Raw genomic sequence first — 16,786 nt, 5'->3', positions numbered from 1 at the left:
GAACCTCTAAGCTCGGCGGCAACGCGTGACATCGCGCCGCGACCGGTTCCGTGGACAGGGCAATACCCGTCTGCTAATCGGTTGAAATTCGCCTCGATGCGGCCCTCGACAAGGAAAGACAGATGCCCAGCAAGACCGAGAAACTCCTGTCGCTCCTCAATGGCCAGCCGGTCATTCCGGTGTTGAAGATCGCCAATGTGGCGGATGCGGTGCCGCTGGCCCGTGCTCTGGCGCGTGGCGGCTTGCCGGCGATCGAGATCACGCTCAGGACCGCGGATGCGCTCGAAGCGATCCGTCGCGTGGCGGGCGAGGTCGAGGAAGCCATAGTCGGCGCCGGCACCATTCTGGACAGCAAGCAGTTCGACGAGGCGGCCGGTGCCGGTTCGCGCTTCATCGTCAGCCCAGGCATCACCCGCGAGCTTCTGGCGGCCGCCGCCGACAGCCAGGTTCCGTTGCTGCCCGGCGCCATCACGCCGGGCGAGATCATGGCGGCGCGCGAAGCTGGCCTGCGCTTCCTGAAATTCTTCCCGGCCGAACAGTCCGGCGGCATCGCTTCGCTCAAGGCTTTTGCCTCGCCGCTGGCCGACGTCAAATTCTGCCCGACCGGCGGCATCACCGGCAAGAACGCGGCCGACTATCTCAGCCTGTCCAATGTCATCTGCGTCGGCGGTTCGTGGGTGGCGCCCGACGACATGGTCAAGGCCGGCAAGTGGGACGAGATCGAAGCTCTCGCACGCGCTGCCAGCAAACTCGCGAAATAGCCTTTCCGGACGGCACGAAAAAACCCGGATGACTCGCGTCGACCGGGCTCTTTGACTGGCTGGAGCAATTCCAGGAAAAGTGCGTAGCCGTTTTCCCGGGAGAAGCGCGTAGCGCTTCCCCTTGGGAATTGCGTAAAAACAAAAAGTTAGAGCGGGTCAGAGATTCTATCAAACTCAGGGCCGCTCTAGACGCGGTTAGTTGCAGACCTTGACCGTCTCGGTCACCTTGCGATGATGCCGCCAGTGCGTCACCATCCTGGTCCGGCAGTGCTTCTTCATGTGCATATGATTGTCGGCCTGACGACAACTGTCTCCGCCTGTGACGGAGCGAGCGCGGCCAATGCCGCCGCCAGTGCCAGAACTGACGCCAGTAGAATTTTTTTCATGAAGATCCCCAGGTTGGAACGGACCCACCTCAACCCGGAAACGGCTGGGCTGTTCCGGCTTCACGAGAAGTTCAGCCGATCCTGCAGGATCAAGGCGCCGCGCGTGTCGTGCCTAGCAAAAAGCCGCGCGGGTTGCCCGGCGCGGCTTCGGCAATATTGTGGCCTGTTCGCTACTTCGTCTGGAAGCGCGCGACCGACATGAACTTGACGGCATTGCCGGTAAAGCGGCTGGCGTCGGCCATCTGGTTGCTCGGCTGGAAGCCGGCCGTATAGACCTCGCTCGGCGGCGTATGCACGATGCTGTAGGCGTAGCCCGGCGCGGTCGTCGCGCTCGAAACGGTGGCGACGTTCTCGCCGCTGGTCAGCGCCCAGCGGGCGGCCTGCGGCGCCGCGGCCACAACCACGGCCCTGGGGCCAGGCTTCTGATCGCGGGCGGTGGCCCTGGCTTCCTTGCGGGTCGTCTTCACGCCGGCGCCGATCGCGGCGGCCGGGTCGGAACCGGCAGGTCGGGCGGCAACAGCCTGGCGCGGCGACGCCGCATCGACACCAGACGGATCGTTGAACGCCGAACGCGGTTCTTCGGACAACGAGGCCACCTGATATTCGTCGGCGGTGCCGACCTGGGCGTTGGCCTCGTCGAGCACGGCCTTGACGGCATCCGGCTTGGTCGGCTCGGGACGCGCTGTCGGCACCACGGAGAAGGCGTCCGTCGCGGTCTTGCCCTGGTCAGCCGTTTCGGCCAGCGCCATCAGCACATCCTTGCTGGGCGGCGGTGCGAGATCGGCCGGCAGCGAGCGCTCGGGGCGCCATGTCGGCAGTGGGATGTTGTTGAGGGCAACCTGCGCTGGATCGGCAGCCGCGGCTTCCGCGATCGCTGCCGGATCGGACTTGCCGAAAGGCATGTTCGCCGGTGCCTGCGCGGTCGCCACTGCCTGTTCGGTGGTGGCCGTGGCGTCCGCCATGGCGAAGGGAACATTCTCAGGTGGCTGTGCGCCCACATCGGCCTTCGGCCGCGGCGCGAAATCGGGCAGCGGGATTTCCTTGGCCGGCAGCGCCGCGATAATCGTCTCCGGCGTGTTCTTCTCCGGTTCCGGAGCCTGCTCGTCGGCAACCTGCGGAATCTCGGCGCGCTGGGCATTCTCGGGGGCGACGATGGCGATACCGGGCAGGTCGCTGCTCTTGGCGGTCGCGGCCGGCTTCAGATTTCCAGCCTTGGGCGCAGGCGCGGCCGAGGCGGTCTCCACGTCGGCACTGTCGTCGGCCTCGTCGGCGCCACCGCCGCCGAAGAAGGCCGCGAGGAATCCGCCGGATTTCTTGCCGCTGCCGCCAGCGCTGGCCATTTCGATATTCGGTGTGCCGGAACCCTTGCGCGACTTGTAGGAGGCGAGCGCCTGTTCATAGCCGGGCAGCGGCCGGCCGTCGCTCGGCACATGCAGCGTCTTGCCATTGGGGAACAGGCTGACCAGTTCCTGGCGGCTGATGCCGGGCCAGTGGCGCACATTGCCGACATCCATGTGGACGAATGGCGACCCGGAGGTCGGGTAATAGCCGACGCCGCCGCCCTGCATCTTGAGGCCGATGTTGCGCAGCTTCTTCAGCGGCACGCCGGGAATATAGAAATCCATCGCCTTGCCGAGCATATGCTGGCTCTTCTCGGCGACACCACGGCTGCGGCTGCGCAGCATCGAATTGGTCGACGGCGAACGGTAGCCGCAGACGACCTGGATATAGTCGGTGGCGCCGCTTTCGCGATACGCCTCCCAGACCAGATCCAGCAGACGCGGGTCCATCTTGGTCGGCTCGTTGCGGCGCCAATCGCGCAGGATGATGTTGATCTTCCTCAGGCCCTCGGGAACGTAGCGGCCATTGCGCTTGTAGACGATCTCGGCCTTCTCGTGCGTGTGGAGGTGGTAGAGCTTCAGCGAACGAACTTCGGCCTGGGCGCCCGTGGCGGCCGCGGCAACAAAACCAAATGCGACAATCACCGCCGCCAACCATCTCGGCCAGACGCTCAAATGATAGTGCCGCCCGTTTGTGAGTCGTTCGATTCTGTTCAAATCAAAAGGCCTTGCAGGCTGCCGTTTGTCCCCGGATTTGCCCAAACGGACGTGTCGTTTTCACATCCGAATATCGATCCTAATGGTTAATCATCGCTTATTGAAGCCAAAATGCGGTAACACCGTGGCGATATCCCGTCAAAAATTGTCCGCACGGTTTCTTGGTAAACCGCTGGTTTAGATCAGGATTCCGGCTTTGGCCGAACACGATCTGTTACCATTGGCCTCAATGCGTGAACAACACCCCATCGAGTGCCGCCTCCGACTCGCCATAGTCCGGGGAAGGCACTCTGTCAGCCCCTATAATGACGAGGGAAACTGGTCCCGGCCTTGCGGTTCAGGAAGCAAGCCTGTCGACGCGGCCGGTTTCCGGGTCGATGCCGTATTCCTTGAGCTTGCGGTAAAGCGTCGAGCGGCCGATGCCGAGCCGGCGGGCGACCTCGCTCATCTGGCCGTTGTAGTGATCGATGGCGAGCTTGATCATTTCGAGTTCGACATCGGCCAGCGCACGCACATTGCCGCGCTCGTCGAGCGCCCGCAGCGTGCCGAAGCGGGGCTGCGCCCCGGCCGGATGCACAGGTGCCGGAGCGGCCTCGTCGGGGACAACGTCTTCATCGCGCGGCGCCAGCGCGGGGGCAGCCCCGCTTGCTTCTAACGTGTCGTCCGCTTCGAGTTTGACGGTGCCTTCCACCTGCGCCCGGATCTGCGGAAAGTCATCCGCGCTCAACACATCGCCTTCGCACAGCACCGAGGCGCGGAAGACGGCGTTTTCGAGCTGCCGGATGTTGCCGGGCCAGTCATAGGCTTGCAGCACGCCAAGCGCCGCCGCCGAAATGCCCTTCAGCCGATGGCGCGGGTCGGCCGGCGCCACCTTTTCCATGAAATGCGTGACCAGATGGGGAATGTCGTCGCGGCGGTCGCGCAACGGCGGCACGAAAATCGGGTAGACGTTCAGCCGGTAGAACAGGTCCTCGCGGAACTTGCCGTCCTTGACCTGCTGCAGGAGGTTGCGGTGCGTCGCCGAAATCAGCCGGATGTCGACCTTGACGGTCGAGCGGCCGCCGACCGGATCGACCTCGCCCTCCTGGACGGCGCGCAGCAGCTTGACCTGCACGTCGAGCGGCAGGTCGCCGATCTCGTCGAGGAACAGCGTGCCCGTATGCGCCTCGACGAATTTGCCGGTGTGCTTGTCGGTGGCGCCGGTGAACGAGCCTTTCTCGTGTCCGAACAGGATGGATTCCACCAGATTGTCGGGAATGGCGCCGCAATTGACCGTAACGAAGGGTTTCGAGCGGCGGTCGCCGCTGCCCTGGATCGCACGCGCCACCAGCTCCTTGCCGACGCCGGATTCGCCCTCGATCAGGATCGGAATGTGGGAAGCCGCCGCTTTCTGGCCGAGGCGTATCACCCTGTCCATGGCCGGACTATGGGTGATCATGTCCCTGAAGGTCAGCAGCCCGCCGCGTTTGCGCGACGTGCGCTTGACCTCGCCCTCGATCGCTTCGACCTTGAGCGCATTGGAGATCGAGGCCTGCAGCCTGTCGGGCGAAGCCGGCTTGACGACGAAATCGAAAGCGCCGTGGCGCATCGCCGAAACCACGGTTTCGATGCCGCCCTGCGCTGTCTGCACGATGACCGGCACGCTGATGTCGCGCTCGCGCATCGCCTTCAGCACGCCGATGCCGTCGAGACCGGGCATGACAAGGTCGAGGATCACAACCGAGACATCGCGGGCGCCAGGCCCGTCGAGAACTTCGAGGCCGGCGGCACCGCCATCGGCGACGATCGCGGTATGGCCGAACCGCGTCACCGCCGCCTCGAGCAGCCGGCGCTGCACGGGATCGTCATCGACTATGAGTATGGAACCTGTCATGACTGTCTTGGTCTGCCCGCGCCCGAATTCCCCATGGATCATCTTGGCACAGGGTTCTAAATAAGGTTTCAAAAAACCCGGTGAACGAATTCCTTAGGATTTGACCGGCTTCTCCATTCCCGTTGAGTCTGGCTCCCTAATTCCGGCCACTTGATTCAAAGCGGCCAGTCGATTCAAACAAGGCCGGTTGATTCAAAAGGCCAGTTGATTCAAAGAAGGTATGTCGATGCGCATGATGTTTGATCGGCGGATTGCGGCGCCAGCGTCCGGTCAGGGCGCGGCCGGGCTTGGCGATCTGCCGGAATGGAATCTCGCCGACCTTTATGCCGGCATGGAGGCGCCGGAACTGAAGCGCGACATTGCCGAAGCGGCCGCCGACGCCATCGCATTCGAGGCCCGCTGGAAAGGCACGCTCGCCGCCGAGGCCGGGCGCGGCAGTGCCGGCCGACTGGGCGAGGCGCTGGTCGCCTACGAGACGCTCGAGGAACTGATCGGCCGCATCGTCTCCTATGCCGGCCTCGTCTATGCCGGCAACACCGCCGATCCGCAGCGCGCCAAGCTCTATGGCGACATCCAGGAGAAGATGACCGACGCCAGCGCGCATCTGCTGTTCTTCGCGCTCGAGCTGAACCTGATCGACGATGCGGCGATCGAAGGCGCGCTGGCCAGCGACCCCGCCTTTGCGCATTACCGCCCGTGGGTGCTCGATCTGCGCATGGACAAGCCCTATCAGCTCGAGGATCGCGTCGAGCAGCTTTTCCACGAAAAATCGATCACCGGACGCGGCGCCTGGAATCGCCTGTTCGACGAGACGATGACCGATCTTCGCTTCGATATCGACGGCGAGGAACTCACGCTGGAGCCGGCCCTCAACCGCCTGCAGGATGCCGACGGCGAGGTCCGCCGGCGCGCCTCGGAGGCGCTAGCCACCACCTTCCGCAAGAACCTGCGCACCTTCACGCTGATCACCAACACGCTTGCCAAGGACAAGGAAATTTCCGATCGCTGGCGGGGCTTCGAGGACATCGCCGATTCACGCCACCTCGCCAATCGCGTCGAACGCGGCGTGGTCGATGCGCTGGCCACCGCCGTGCGCGAGGCCTATCCGCGCCTGTCGCACCGCTACTACGCCATGAAGGCGCGCTGGCTCGGCATGGAGGTGATGAACCACTGGGACCGCAACGCGCCGCTGCCGGAGACGCCGCAGGCGGTGATCGGCTGGGACGAGGCCAGGAACACGGTGCTGTCGGCCTATCACCGCTTCTCGCCCGAGATGGCCGAGATCGCGCGCACCTTTTTCGACCGCAACTGGATCGACGCGCCGGTGCGCCCGGGCAAGTCACCCGGCGCCTTTGCCCACCCGACCGTGCCATCGGCTCACCCCTATGTGCTGCTCAACTACATGGGCAAGCCGCGCGACGTGATGACGCTGGCGCATGAACTCGGGCACGGCGTGCATCAGGTGCTGGCCGCCGGCCAAGGCGCGCTGATGGCCTCGACGCCGCTGACGCTGGCGGAGACGGCATCTGTCTTCGGCGAGATGCTGACCTTCCGTTCGCTGCTCGAGCGGACCACCGACCGGCGCGAGCGCAAGGCCATGCTCGCCCAGAAGGTCGAGGACATGATCAACACGGTGGTGCGCCAGATCGCCTTCTATGAATTCGAGCGCAAGGTGCATGCCGAGCGCCGCAACGGCGAACTGACATCCGACAGGCTCGGCCAGTTCTGGCTGGAGGTTCAGGCCGAAAGCCTGGGACCGGCGATCAAATTGCGCGAGGGCTACGAGGTGTTCTGGGCCTACATCCCTCATTTCATCCACTCGCCCTTCTACGTCTATGCCTATGCGTTCGGCGACTGCCTGGTGAACTCGCTCTATGCTGTCTACCAGAATGCCGAGCGCGGCTTTCAGGACAAGTATTTCGAGATGCTGCGTGCCGGCGGCACCAAGCATCATTCGCAGCTTCTGGCGCCATTCGGCCTCGACGCAACCGACCCCGCCTTCTGGCAGATCGGGCTCGGCGTGATCAGCGGCCTGATCGACGAACTGGAAACGCTGGACGATTGAGACGCCCTCTGGCCGGCCAAGAACAGTTTAGCCGGAATGCATGTTTGGGCCTCGCTATTCTTGCCCTAAATATTTGTTCTTGAAGACTCTCCACGGACGTTTTCCCATAGCTTTCCGCAAGCTCTATGGTAGCTTTCCTTTAAGCTCAGCCGGAGCGCATGCGGATCGGCGAGGGAAAGTCTCCGCCAGCCGTGCGCTCAGGCGAACGCGACAAGGCCGTTGGCCATGGGCAAGCAAAGCCGATCGCCGACAGCTCGAACCGAAGCCGGCTGTTCCGTGTATCAGCGGAACCATCATCGAGTAGTCCCTCGCCGAAGGTCATGACCCCGCGGCAGACGGATCTGACTGGAGAGAGACAATGGGCACTTTTTTCTACGTGGTCCTGGCGTTCCTGGTAGGCGTGTTGGTCGGCTGGTTCATCTGGGGGCGTCTGCGCGGAGAACTCGACAGCCTGCGCGGCGACCTCGATCGCACCCGCAGCGAGCGCGACAAGCTGCGCGCCGACAGCGACCGCCTGACCGGCGAACTCAATGCATGCGGCAAGACCCGCTCCGACCTCGAGCGCCAGCTGCGCGAAGCACAGGCCTCGTCGGGCGCCGGCGGAGCAAAGGCGTCAAGTCAGCCACCGGCAGCCCTGATGTCGACGCCTGCCGTTGGTAAATCCGCTCCGGCGACAGCCAAGCCAGCCGCGGCGAAGGCCGCGCCGGCAAAAGCGGCGCCGAAGCCCGCCGCGGCCAAATCCGCAACCGCTTCGGCACCGGCGGCCAAGGCACCGGCGGCCAAAGCTCCGGCGGCCAAGGCTCCGGCGAAGACCTCGGCCGCGCCCAAGGCAGCGCCCGCCGCCAAAAAAACGGCACCGGCAGCTGCCAAGCCGGCGTCGGGCAAGCCCGACAATCTGCGCCGGCTGATCGGCATTGGCCCGGTCAACGAAAAGCTGCTCAAGGCGCAAGGCGTCACCACCTTCGCCCAGATCGCCGCCTGGACATCCGCCGACATCAAGCGGATCGAGGACGTGATGAACTTCGACGGCCGCATCGCGCGCGAACGCTGGATCGACCAGGCCAAGCTGCTTGCCGCCGGCAACGAGGCCGAATTCGCCAAGCAGTTTCCGACGGCCGGAACCGCCAGTAACACCTGAGCGGTGGATCCAGGGATCATGTGAGCGGCGGCGCCAAGGGCGCCGCCGCTTTCTTTTTTGCCGGCAAGGTTCGATCCGGCAAAAGTCGGCTTTGAGGGACAGGGTGCCGTTCCCTCGATTGCGCGCGCACGCCCCCCCATATAGAGCGATCGTCGGCTACATCGATCCCGGTTCCCATGTCCCTGCCCGCCGCAATTTTCCGCAACGACGAAAGCGCGCGCCAGCTCGTTTTCGAGCGGCCGGCCGATATCATCGTCGCGCATCAGGCCAAGGACTTTCCGGCGGCGTTGCAAGCGGCGCAGGCCGCGCACGACGCCGGCAAATGGCTGGCCGGCTATTTCTCCTATGAGGCCGGTTACCTGCTCGAGCCGAAACTCGTTCCCCTGCTGCCGGGCCGGCGCCGAGCCCCGCTGGTCTGCCTCGGGGTCTTCGATGCTCCTGATGAAGAAGCCGTGCCGCCGCCAAGCCCGCCCACCAATGGCCCGATCTTCGATGCAAGGGCGACGTGGTCGTTCGAGGATTACGAGAAGCGGTTCTCGCGGCTGCACCGGCACATCAGGCAAGGCGATTGCTACCAAGGCAACCTCACCTTTCCGGTGCACGCGCAATGGTCGGGCGACCCGCTCGCCGCCTTCGACGCGCTGACCGAACGCCAGCCTGTGAAATATGGCGCGCTGGTCGCGCTCGGCGATCCCATCGTTCTGTCGCGCTCGCCCGAACTGTTCTTCGAGATCGATGCGGCGGGGACGATCGAGACGCATCCGATGAAAGGTACCGCACCGCGCGGCGCAACCAGGGACGAGGACGAGCGGCAGAAGAATTTCCTGCGTAACGACGAGAAGAACCAGGCCGAAAACCGGATGATCGTCGACCTGCTGCGCAACGACATATCGCTGATCAGCGAGGTCGGCACGCTGGAGGTGCCGGAATTGTTCCGCATCGAGACCTACCCGACCGTCCACCAGATGGTGAGCGACGTCAGGGCCAAGCTGCTGCCCGGCCTCGGCATACGCCAGATCTTCGCGGCGCTGTTTCCCTGCGGCTCGATCACCGGCGCACCGAAGATCCGCGCCATGGAGATCCTGCACGATCTGGAGGGCACGCCGCGCGACGTCTATTGCGGCGCCATCGGCTGGATCGCACCCGGCGGCACGATGCGCTTTTCCGTGGCGATCCGTACCATCTCGCTCTTTGCCAGCGGCGAGGCCATCTACAATGTCGGCGGCGGCATCGTCTTCGATTCGGTCGCGGAAGAGGAGTACCAGGAGTGTCTGCTCAAAGCCCGCTTCGCGACGGGGACACCGCCGGTTTCGAGCTGATCGAGACCATGCGCTGGGAACCCGCCTCGGGCTTCCTGCGCCTCGATCGCCATCTTGCGCGCCTTTATGACTCGGCGGTGGAACTGGGCTTCAGCTATGATCCGCAAAAGGTCGGCGAGGCCCTGAGCGGCGCGGTCGATCGATCGCCCATCGCCATGCGCACGCGGCTCGCTCTGTCGCGCAATGGCGAGACCAACGCCTCTGCGCAACCCTATGAACCCCTTGCCGCCGACAAGGTGTGGACGCTGCGGCCGGCACGGACGAGACTCGATTCGAGCAATATGCTGCTGCGCCACAAAACCAGCCGGCGGCAGCTCTTCACCCAAGCCCGCTCCGAATATCTCATCACCCAGGCCGATGAGGTGCTGCTCGCCAATGAGCGCGGCGAGATCTGCGAAGGCACGATCACCAATGTCTTCGCCGATTTCGGCAACGGCATCCTGGCGACGCCCCGACTCGATTGCGGCCTGCTGCCTGGCGTATTGCGAGCCGTGCTTCTGGATGAAGGCCGCGCCAGTGAAGCGATCTACAGCTTGGATGACCTGAAATCCGCCAAGGCGCTGTTCGTCGGCAATTCGCTGCGCGGACTGATCCCGGCAAGACTGATCTGAGGCATGACGTCCCTACCCGCCCACACGCCCTATGATGGCTCGTCGAAACTCTTCACCATCGGGCTGAAGCCGCTCGACCCCGCGAACTGGATCGAGGTCGACGGTCACCTGCTACCCTATCTCGCCGAGAAGCGCCGGCTCTATGCCGAGATCCCCGAGCGGGTTTTCGTCGAGGAGGACGGCACGCGCGCCGCCCAGCAGGAGGTGCTCGAATTGCTCGGCGCCTACCTGCCGGAAAGATTCCCCGATATCCACCGGCGCGGCGACGCGGGCGTTGCGGTCGTGGGCGTGACGAGCCATCCCGCCATCTCTTCCAGCCTCGCCGGCGCGCCCTTGGTCGCGGCCTCGCTGCTTGTCCAGGAAGACCTCATCCTCATGCGCCGCGACGACAGCGGCTGGCGTCTGGCCGCGGGTTCGCTGTGCTTCCCCTCGTCCTGGGCGCTCACCGAAAAATTCGGTAAGCCGCTGCAGCAGATCCACGAGCCGGTGCCGGGCTTCGGCCCGGGCACAAGGCCGGCCGACCTCATCAACCGGATGTTCGATGGCCTGCAGGGCCAGGCGGTCGAGCGTTACAATTGGTCGATCCAGTCAGGGGACGCGCTCTACCATCCGCTGTCCAATGTCGAGCGCATCGACCGCGCTACCAGCCGGCCGACACGTTTCCCCGACGGTGACGTCAAGGCGCACGCCTTCATTCGGGTGGAGCGCCAGACGCTGCGCAAACTGCCCGCCTCGCGCGATATCCTGTTCACCATCCGCATCCATCTCGACCCGCTCGCCGTGCTGGCGCGGCACCCGGACCGGGCGACGCTGGCGGCGTCCTTCGCCGCCCAACTCGAAGCGCTCGATATCGCCCAGCTCGACTACAAGGGCCTGACATCGGATCGCGATCGGCTGATCGCTGTCCTTAACCACATGGCCAAGGACGCGTAGTCGCGGGTTGGCGCTTTTCGCTGGTTTATGACAATGATCTGTGATGTAGCGCATGGCCGTTGGGCGAAAATGCCCGGCTTTTGCACGGGGTTGCTCGGCTTTTGCACGGAGTTGCCCGGCTTTGCACGCAGTTGAAGGAGTGCTCGATAAAATGGCGAATGAAAACTGGCCCGTTTACGGTGAGATTACCGGCCCCGTGGTGATGATCGGCTTTGGCTCGATCGGACGCGGAACGCTGCCGCTCATCGAACGCCATTTCAAGTTCGACAAGTCGCGCATGACGGTCCTCGACCCGCGCGATACCGATCGCAAGCTGCTCGACGAGCGCGGCATCGCCTTCGTCCAGGAAGCGGTAACCGAGAAGAACTACAGGAAGCTTTTGACGCCGCTTCTGACGAATGGCGCAGGCCAAGGCTTTTGCGTCAACCTGTCGGTCGACACCGGCTCGGTGGACCTGATGCGGCTCTGCCGCAAGCTCGGCGTGCTTTACATCGACACCGTCGTCGAGCCCTGGCTTGGCTTCTATTTCGACGCCAAGGCCGACAATGCCAGCCGCACCAACTATGCGCTGCGCGAAGCTCTGATCAAGGAAAAGCACGACAAGCCCGGCGGCGCGACGGCAATCTCCACCTGCGGCGCCAACCCCGGCATGGTGTCCTGGTTCGTCAAGCAGGCGCTGGTCAATTTGGCCACCGATCTCGGCATGGAATTCTCCGAGCCCGCGCAGGACGACCGGGAGGGCTGGGCGAAACTCATGAAGAAGGCCGGCGTCAAGGGCATCCACATCGCCGAGCGCGACACCCAGCGCACCAAGAAGCCCAAGCCGATGGATGTGTTCTGGAACACCTGGTCTGTCGAGGGCTTCATCTCCGAAGGATTGCAGCCGGCCGAGCTCGGCTGGGGCACGCACGAGACCTGGATGCCGAAGAACGGCAAGAAGCACAAGCACGGCTCCAAGGCCGCGATCTACCTGGAGCAACCGGGCGCCAACACGCGCGTGCGCTCCTGGTGCCCGACGCCGGGCCCGCAGTATGGCCTGCTGGTGACGCACAATGAGGCGATCTCGATCGCCGATTTCTTCACCGTGCGCTCCAAGAAGGGCAAGGTTCAATACCGCCCGACCTGCCACTACGCCTACCATCCCTGCAACGATGCGATGCTGTCGCTGGACGAGATGTTCGGTGCCGCCGGCAAGCCGCAGCCGGTGCACCATGTGCTGGACGAGAACGAACTGGTCGACGGTGTCGACGAACTCGGCGTCCTGCTCTACGGCCACGACAAGAATGCCTACTGGTACGGTTCGCAGCTGTCGCTCGCCGAGGCGCGCAAGCTGGCCCCCTATCAGAACGCCACCGGCATGCAGGTCACCTCGGCGGTTCTGGCCGGCATGGTCTGGGCGCTGGAAAATCCGGCCGCCGGCATCGTCGAGGCCGACGAGATGGACTACAAGCGCTGCCTCGACGTGCAGTCGCCCTATCTCGGACCGGTCAAGGGCTATTATACCGACTGGACGCCGCTCGACAGGCGCCCGGGCCTCTTCCCGGAGGACCTCGACCGCAGCGACCCGTGGCAATTCCGCAACATCCTCGTCCGATAGCATCGCGCGGACCCTATGCCATTGCCTTGCAATCGCCCGGAAATCGGGCGATTGAAGGGATGCGGCCTGGAGTGGCGAGTGCGTCCCGTTGGACGCATAAGCACACCCCAGCACTTTGGACGTTCGCGTCGCGCTTTCCAGAAATCGGCCCGATTTTTGGACCCGACGCGTTTGGAGAGGATTTTATATGACTATTGCGCGCAAAGTTCTTTCTATGGGCGTGGCGGGCGCCGTTGTCTCGATGCTCGCTGCCTGTACCACCAGCGGCCCCGGCGAGCCGCCGATGGCAACCACGCCGAAAGGCGTCGAGGGGTCCTGGATCGATGCCAAGGGCACCGGCCTGTCGACCTTCAACGGCGGCAAGTTCACGACCGTCGCTACCGACACCGGCCAGAAGCTGGCCGATGGCAGCTACACGATGACCGGCGCCACTTCGGTGCAGATCAACGGCACCTCGCTGATCCGCCAGACCGGCGTCAGCTTCAACTGCCTGCTGGTGTCGACCAGCCAGCTCAACTGCACCAGTTCGGGCGGCCAGAATTTCGTGCTGACGCGACGCACCTGAACCCCGCGAACATCCGCTTGCTCAAGGACGGCGGCCATTGGCCGCCGTTCTTTTTATGCCGGCAAAGCTCACCTGGATTTCTGCTTGCGTCGGCCAGAACGCGATGGGAACATGATCGAAACGCTGGCTGTTATATCCAGTCAAGCAAGGGCGTTAGACGCCTCGGATCAGCCTGCCGGGAGACGAAGATGAAGAAGCTTGCCGCCATTGCCGCCCTTTCCGCGTCGACGCTTGGCCTGTCGGCCGGCGTATCCTTTGCCGACTACACACTGAACATCCTGCACATCAATGACTGGCACAGCCGCATCGAAGGCAACAACAAATATGAATCGACCTGCTCGGCCGAGGAGGAGACCAAGGGTGAGTGCATCGGCGGCGCCGGTCGGCTGATCACCGCGATCGCCCAGGAACGCAAGAAGCTGGAAGGCCAGAACGTGCTGTTGCTCAGCGCCGGCGACAATTTCCAGGGTTCGCTGTTCTACACCACCTACAAGGGCAAGGTCGAAGGCGAGTTCCTCAACGACATGAAGTTCGACACCATGGCGCTCGGCAACCATGAATTCGACGATGGCGAAACGGCGTTGGCGCCGTTCCTCGACATGATCAAGTTCCCCGTGCTCGGCGCCAACGTCAAGGCCAACGCCCAGTCCAAGCTCGGCGACCGCGTCAAGCCGTCGATCGTCGTCGAGGTCGGCGGCCAGAAGATCGGCATCATCGGCGCCGTCACCAACGACACGCCCGAACTCGCCTCCCCCGGCCCCAACATCACCATCGAGGACGACGTGAAGTCGATCACGGCGGAGGTCGACAAGCTCAAGGGCGAAGGCGTCAACAAGATCATCGCCGTGACCCATATCGGCTATAACAGGGAGCGCGACGTCATTGCCAAGATTCCCGGCATCGATGTCGTCGTCGGCGGCCACAGCCACACGCTTCTTTCCAACACCGACCCGAAGGCGGCTGGACCCTACCCGACGATGGTCGACAACCCCGGCGGCTACAAGGTGCCTGTGGTGCAGGCGGCGTCCTATTCGAAATATCTCGGCGAGTTCAAGGTCGTGTTTGACGACAATGGCGTCGTCAAATCGGCGAGCGGCGACCCGATCCATCTCGACAAGTCGATCACGCCCGATCCCGCGGTGCTCGCCCGCATCAAGGAGCTGGGCGCGCCGATCGAGGCCTTGAAGAACAAGGAAGTGGCCGAGACCACCGACGTGATCGACGGCAGCCGTGAGAACTGCCGCGCCAAGGAATGCGCGATGGGCAACCTCGTCTCCGACGCCATCCTCGACCGCGTCAAGGGACAGGGCGTCGAGATCGTCATCTCCAACGGTGGCGGCCTGCGCGCCTCGATCGACAAGGGCACCGTCACCATGGGTGAGGTGCTGACCGTGCTGCCGTTCCAGAACACGCTGGCGACCTTCCAGATTTCCGGCAAGGACCTGGTCGCCGGGCTCGAAGGCGGGCTCAGCCAGATCGAGGACGGCGCCGGCCGCTTCCCGCAGGTGGCGGGCCTCAAATATTCCTTCGACAGGTCGGTCGCGCCCAATGCCGGCCGCGTCAAGTCGGTGGAAGTGATGGAAAACGGCGCCTGGACGCCGATCAATCCCGACAAGGATTATCTGGTCGCCACCAACAACTATGTCCGCCAGGGCGGCGACGGCTACAAGGTCTTCGCCGAAAAGGCCAAGAACGCTTATGATTACGGCCCCGGTCTCGAACAGGTGGTTGCCGACTATCTCGGCGCCCACCGGCCCTATACGCCGAAGCTCGACGGCCGCATCACCGAGATCGCGGCGACGGTCGCGGCGGCGCCTGCCGCCGAGCCGGCAAAGCCTGCCGAACCAGCAAAGCCCGCGACGCCGGCACCGGCCGCGCCCGCCAAACCGGCTGAACCGGCAAAGCCCGCCGATGTCGCACCGGCGATGCCTGAACTGCCCGCCAACTCAGGCGATATCGCCAACACGCCGCCAGCCATATCGACGGAAAACGCGCCTCCCCCGCCGGCCCCGCCGACACCTGCCGAACCGGCAAAGCCTGCCGAGGCCGCCCCAGCCCCGGCGGCACCCGCGCCCGCCGAGCCGGCAAAGCCCGCTGAAGCCGCGCCGGCCACCGGCAGCCATGTCATCGTTACGGGCGACACCTACTGGGAGCTGGCGAAGAAGGCCTATGGCGACGCGACCAAATGGAAACTCATCTATGAGGCGAACAAGGGGCAGAAGCCTCACCGGCTTCCGATTGGCGACACGCTGACCATCCCGCCGAAATAGCCTTCGCTTCGAAGCCTGGAATACACCACCCGCCCGGGAAACCGGGCGGGTGTCGCTTTTTAAGGCTAAGGTGCGGCCAGACGCAGCATTGAAAGCCTGCGCAAGATGGTTAGGTTCGCGCCATCCGGAGAACCCTTATGACGCTTTCTTCCTCGATAGATGCCGACGCCGCAAAGGCGGTTGGCCCGCTGCCGCCAGGCCATCCACCGGTCAGGACGGGCAAGGTTGGCGTCATGCTGGTCAATCTCGGTACGCCCGACGGCACCGATTTCAAGCCGATGTGGCGTTATCTCAGGGAATTCCTGTCCGATCCGCGCGTCATCGAGCTCAACAAGGCGATCTGGTATCCAATCCTCTACGGCCTGGTGCTGACGTCGCGGCCGAAAAAGTCCGGCGCCAACTACGCCAGGATCTGGAACCGGGAGAAAAACGAGTCGCCGCTGCGCACCTATACCCGCGCGCAAGGCGAAAAACTGGCCGCGGCGCTGCGCGACCTGCCCAACGTCACCGTCGACTGGGCGATGCGCTACGGCAATCCGTCGACGGCAAGCGTGGCTGAGCGGCTGGTCGCGCAAGGTTGCGACCGCATCCTGTCGCTTCCGCTCTACCCGCAATATTCGGCCACCACCACGGCAACCGCCAACGACCAGCTGTTTCGCGCGCTGATGAAGATGCGCCGCGCGCCGGCGATCCGTAGCGTGCCGCCCTACTATGACGAGCCGGTCTACATCGAGGCGCTGGCAGCTTCTATAGAGCAACATCTGGCAACGCTGGATTTCGAGCCGGAGGTGGTCATCACCTCCTATCACGGCATCCCGAAACCCTATTTCGAGAAGGGCGATCCCTATCATTGCCACTGCCTCAAGACGACGCGGCTGCTGCGCGAACGGCTGGGCTGGGGCGAGAACAAGCTGATCACCACCTTCCAGTCGCGCTTCGGCGCGCAGGAATGGCTGCAGCCCTACACCGACAAGACGGTGGAGAAACTGGCCAAGGACGGCGTCAAGTCGATCGCCATCGTCAATCCCGGCTTTTCCGTCGACTGCATCGAGACGCTGGACGAGATCGGCCGCGAAGCTGCCGAGACCTTCCATCATGCGGGTGGCGAAAAATTCGCCCATATTCCTTGCCTCAACGACAGTCCGGAAGGCATGGCGGTGATCGAAGCGATGGTACGGCGCGAGCTGTCCGGCTGGGCCTGAAGCCGGAAC

The 16,786-nt window shown here is 64.1% G+C and carries 12 protein-coding genes; 10 read left to right on the top strand and 2 right to left on the bottom strand.

All coding sequences use genetic code 11. The features are described 5' to 3' along the window. Positions 1-122: 122 nt before the first annotated feature. Positions 123-761: a 2-dehydro-3-deoxy-phosphogluconate aldolase gene (locus EN808_RS02385; RefSeq protein ID WP_127276952.1), complete on the top strand. Its 639-nt coding sequence runs from the start codon at positions 123-125 to the stop codon at positions 759-761. A 556-nt stretch (positions 762-1,317) separates the two neighbouring features. On the opposite strand, the gene EN808_RS02375 is transcribed toward EN808_RS02385, so the two are convergent. Together EN808_RS02375 and EN808_RS02370 are read right to left on the bottom strand one after the other, a co-directional pair. Next, positions 1,318-3,132, bottom strand: a complete 1,815-nt coding sequence (locus tag EN808_RS02375) for a DUF882 domain-containing protein (RefSeq protein ID WP_245464298.1) — start codon at positions 3,130-3,132, stop codon at positions 1,318-1,320. A gap of 409 nt (positions 3,133-3,541) precedes the next feature. Beyond that, positions 3,542-5,077: a sigma-54 dependent transcriptional regulator gene (locus EN808_RS02370; protein ID WP_127276956.1), complete on the bottom strand. Its 1,536-nt coding sequence runs from the start codon at positions 5,075-5,077 to the stop codon at positions 3,542-3,544. Positions 5,078-5,303: 226 nt separating this feature from the next. Here EN808_RS02370 and EN808_RS02365 point away from each other — a divergent pair, with 226 nt between their 5' ends. The 9 genes from EN808_RS02365 to hemH all read left to right on the top strand — a co-directional run bounded on the left by EN808_RS02365 (position 5,304) and on the right by hemH (position 16,777). Then, positions 5,304-7,142, top strand: a complete 1,839-nt coding sequence (locus tag EN808_RS02365; protein WP_189524040.1) for a M3 family oligoendopeptidase — start codon at positions 5,304-5,306, stop codon at positions 7,140-7,142. Between the two features lie 358 nt (positions 7,143-7,500). Next, a complete protein-coding gene (locus EN808_RS02360; RefSeq protein ID WP_135915038.1) occupies positions 7,501-8,280 on the top strand; it encodes a proton-conducting membrane transporter in 780 nt (259 codons plus the stop codon). 176 nt (positions 8,281-8,456) lie between these two features. Then, positions 8,457-9,599, top strand: a complete 1,143-nt coding sequence (locus EN808_RS02355) for an aminodeoxychorismate synthase component I (RefSeq protein ID WP_135915037.1) — start codon at positions 8,457-8,459, stop codon at positions 9,597-9,599. Further along, positions 9,548-10,210, top strand: coding sequence for an aminotransferase class IV family protein (locus EN808_RS02350; protein WP_135915036.1), 663 nt, complete (start codon positions 9,548-9,550; stop codon positions 10,208-10,210). The genes EN808_RS02355 and EN808_RS02350 overlap by 52 nt, the downstream gene beginning before the upstream one ends. Before the next feature lie 3 nt (positions 10,211-10,213). Then, on the top strand, positions 10,214-11,143 hold the full coding sequence (locus tag EN808_RS02345) for a DUF3445 domain-containing protein (RefSeq protein WP_135915035.1): 930 nt from the start codon (positions 10,214-10,216) through the stop codon (positions 11,141-11,143). A 151-nt stretch (positions 11,144-11,294) separates the two neighbouring features. Continuing rightward, the gene (locus tag EN808_RS02340; RefSeq protein WP_127276966.1) at positions 11,295-12,740 is read left to right on the top strand and encodes a homospermidine synthase; all 1,446 of its coding nucleotides are present in this window, start codon (positions 11,295-11,297) and stop codon (positions 12,738-12,740) included. 187 nt (positions 12,741-12,927) lie between these two features. Further along, positions 12,928-13,305, top strand: coding sequence for a hypothetical protein (locus EN808_RS02335; protein ID WP_127276968.1), 378 nt, complete (start codon positions 12,928-12,930; stop codon positions 13,303-13,305). Between the two features lie 188 nt (positions 13,306-13,493). Next, positions 13,494-15,575: a bifunctional UDP-sugar hydrolase/5'-nucleotidase gene (locus tag EN808_RS02330; RefSeq protein WP_135915034.1), complete on the top strand. Its 2,082-nt coding sequence runs from the start codon at positions 13,494-13,496 to the stop codon at positions 15,573-15,575. A gap of 137 nt (positions 15,576-15,712) precedes the next feature. Next, entirely contained in the window at positions 15,713-16,777 is a 1,065-nt protein-coding gene (gene hemH / locus EN808_RS02325) for a ferrochelatase (RefSeq protein ID WP_135915033.1), read from the top strand. Positions 16,778-16,786: the final 9 nt, after the last annotated feature.

This window comes from Mesorhizobium sp. M8A.F.Ca.ET.165.01.1.1 (genome assembly GCF_004792065.1).
In the GTDB taxonomy this organism is placed as follows: Bacteria; Pseudomonadota; Alphaproteobacteria; order Rhizobiales; family Rhizobiaceae; genus Mesorhizobium.
The sequence above is the reverse complement of the archived record's forward strand: the minus strand, read 5'-3'. Positions and strand labels throughout refer to the sequence as shown.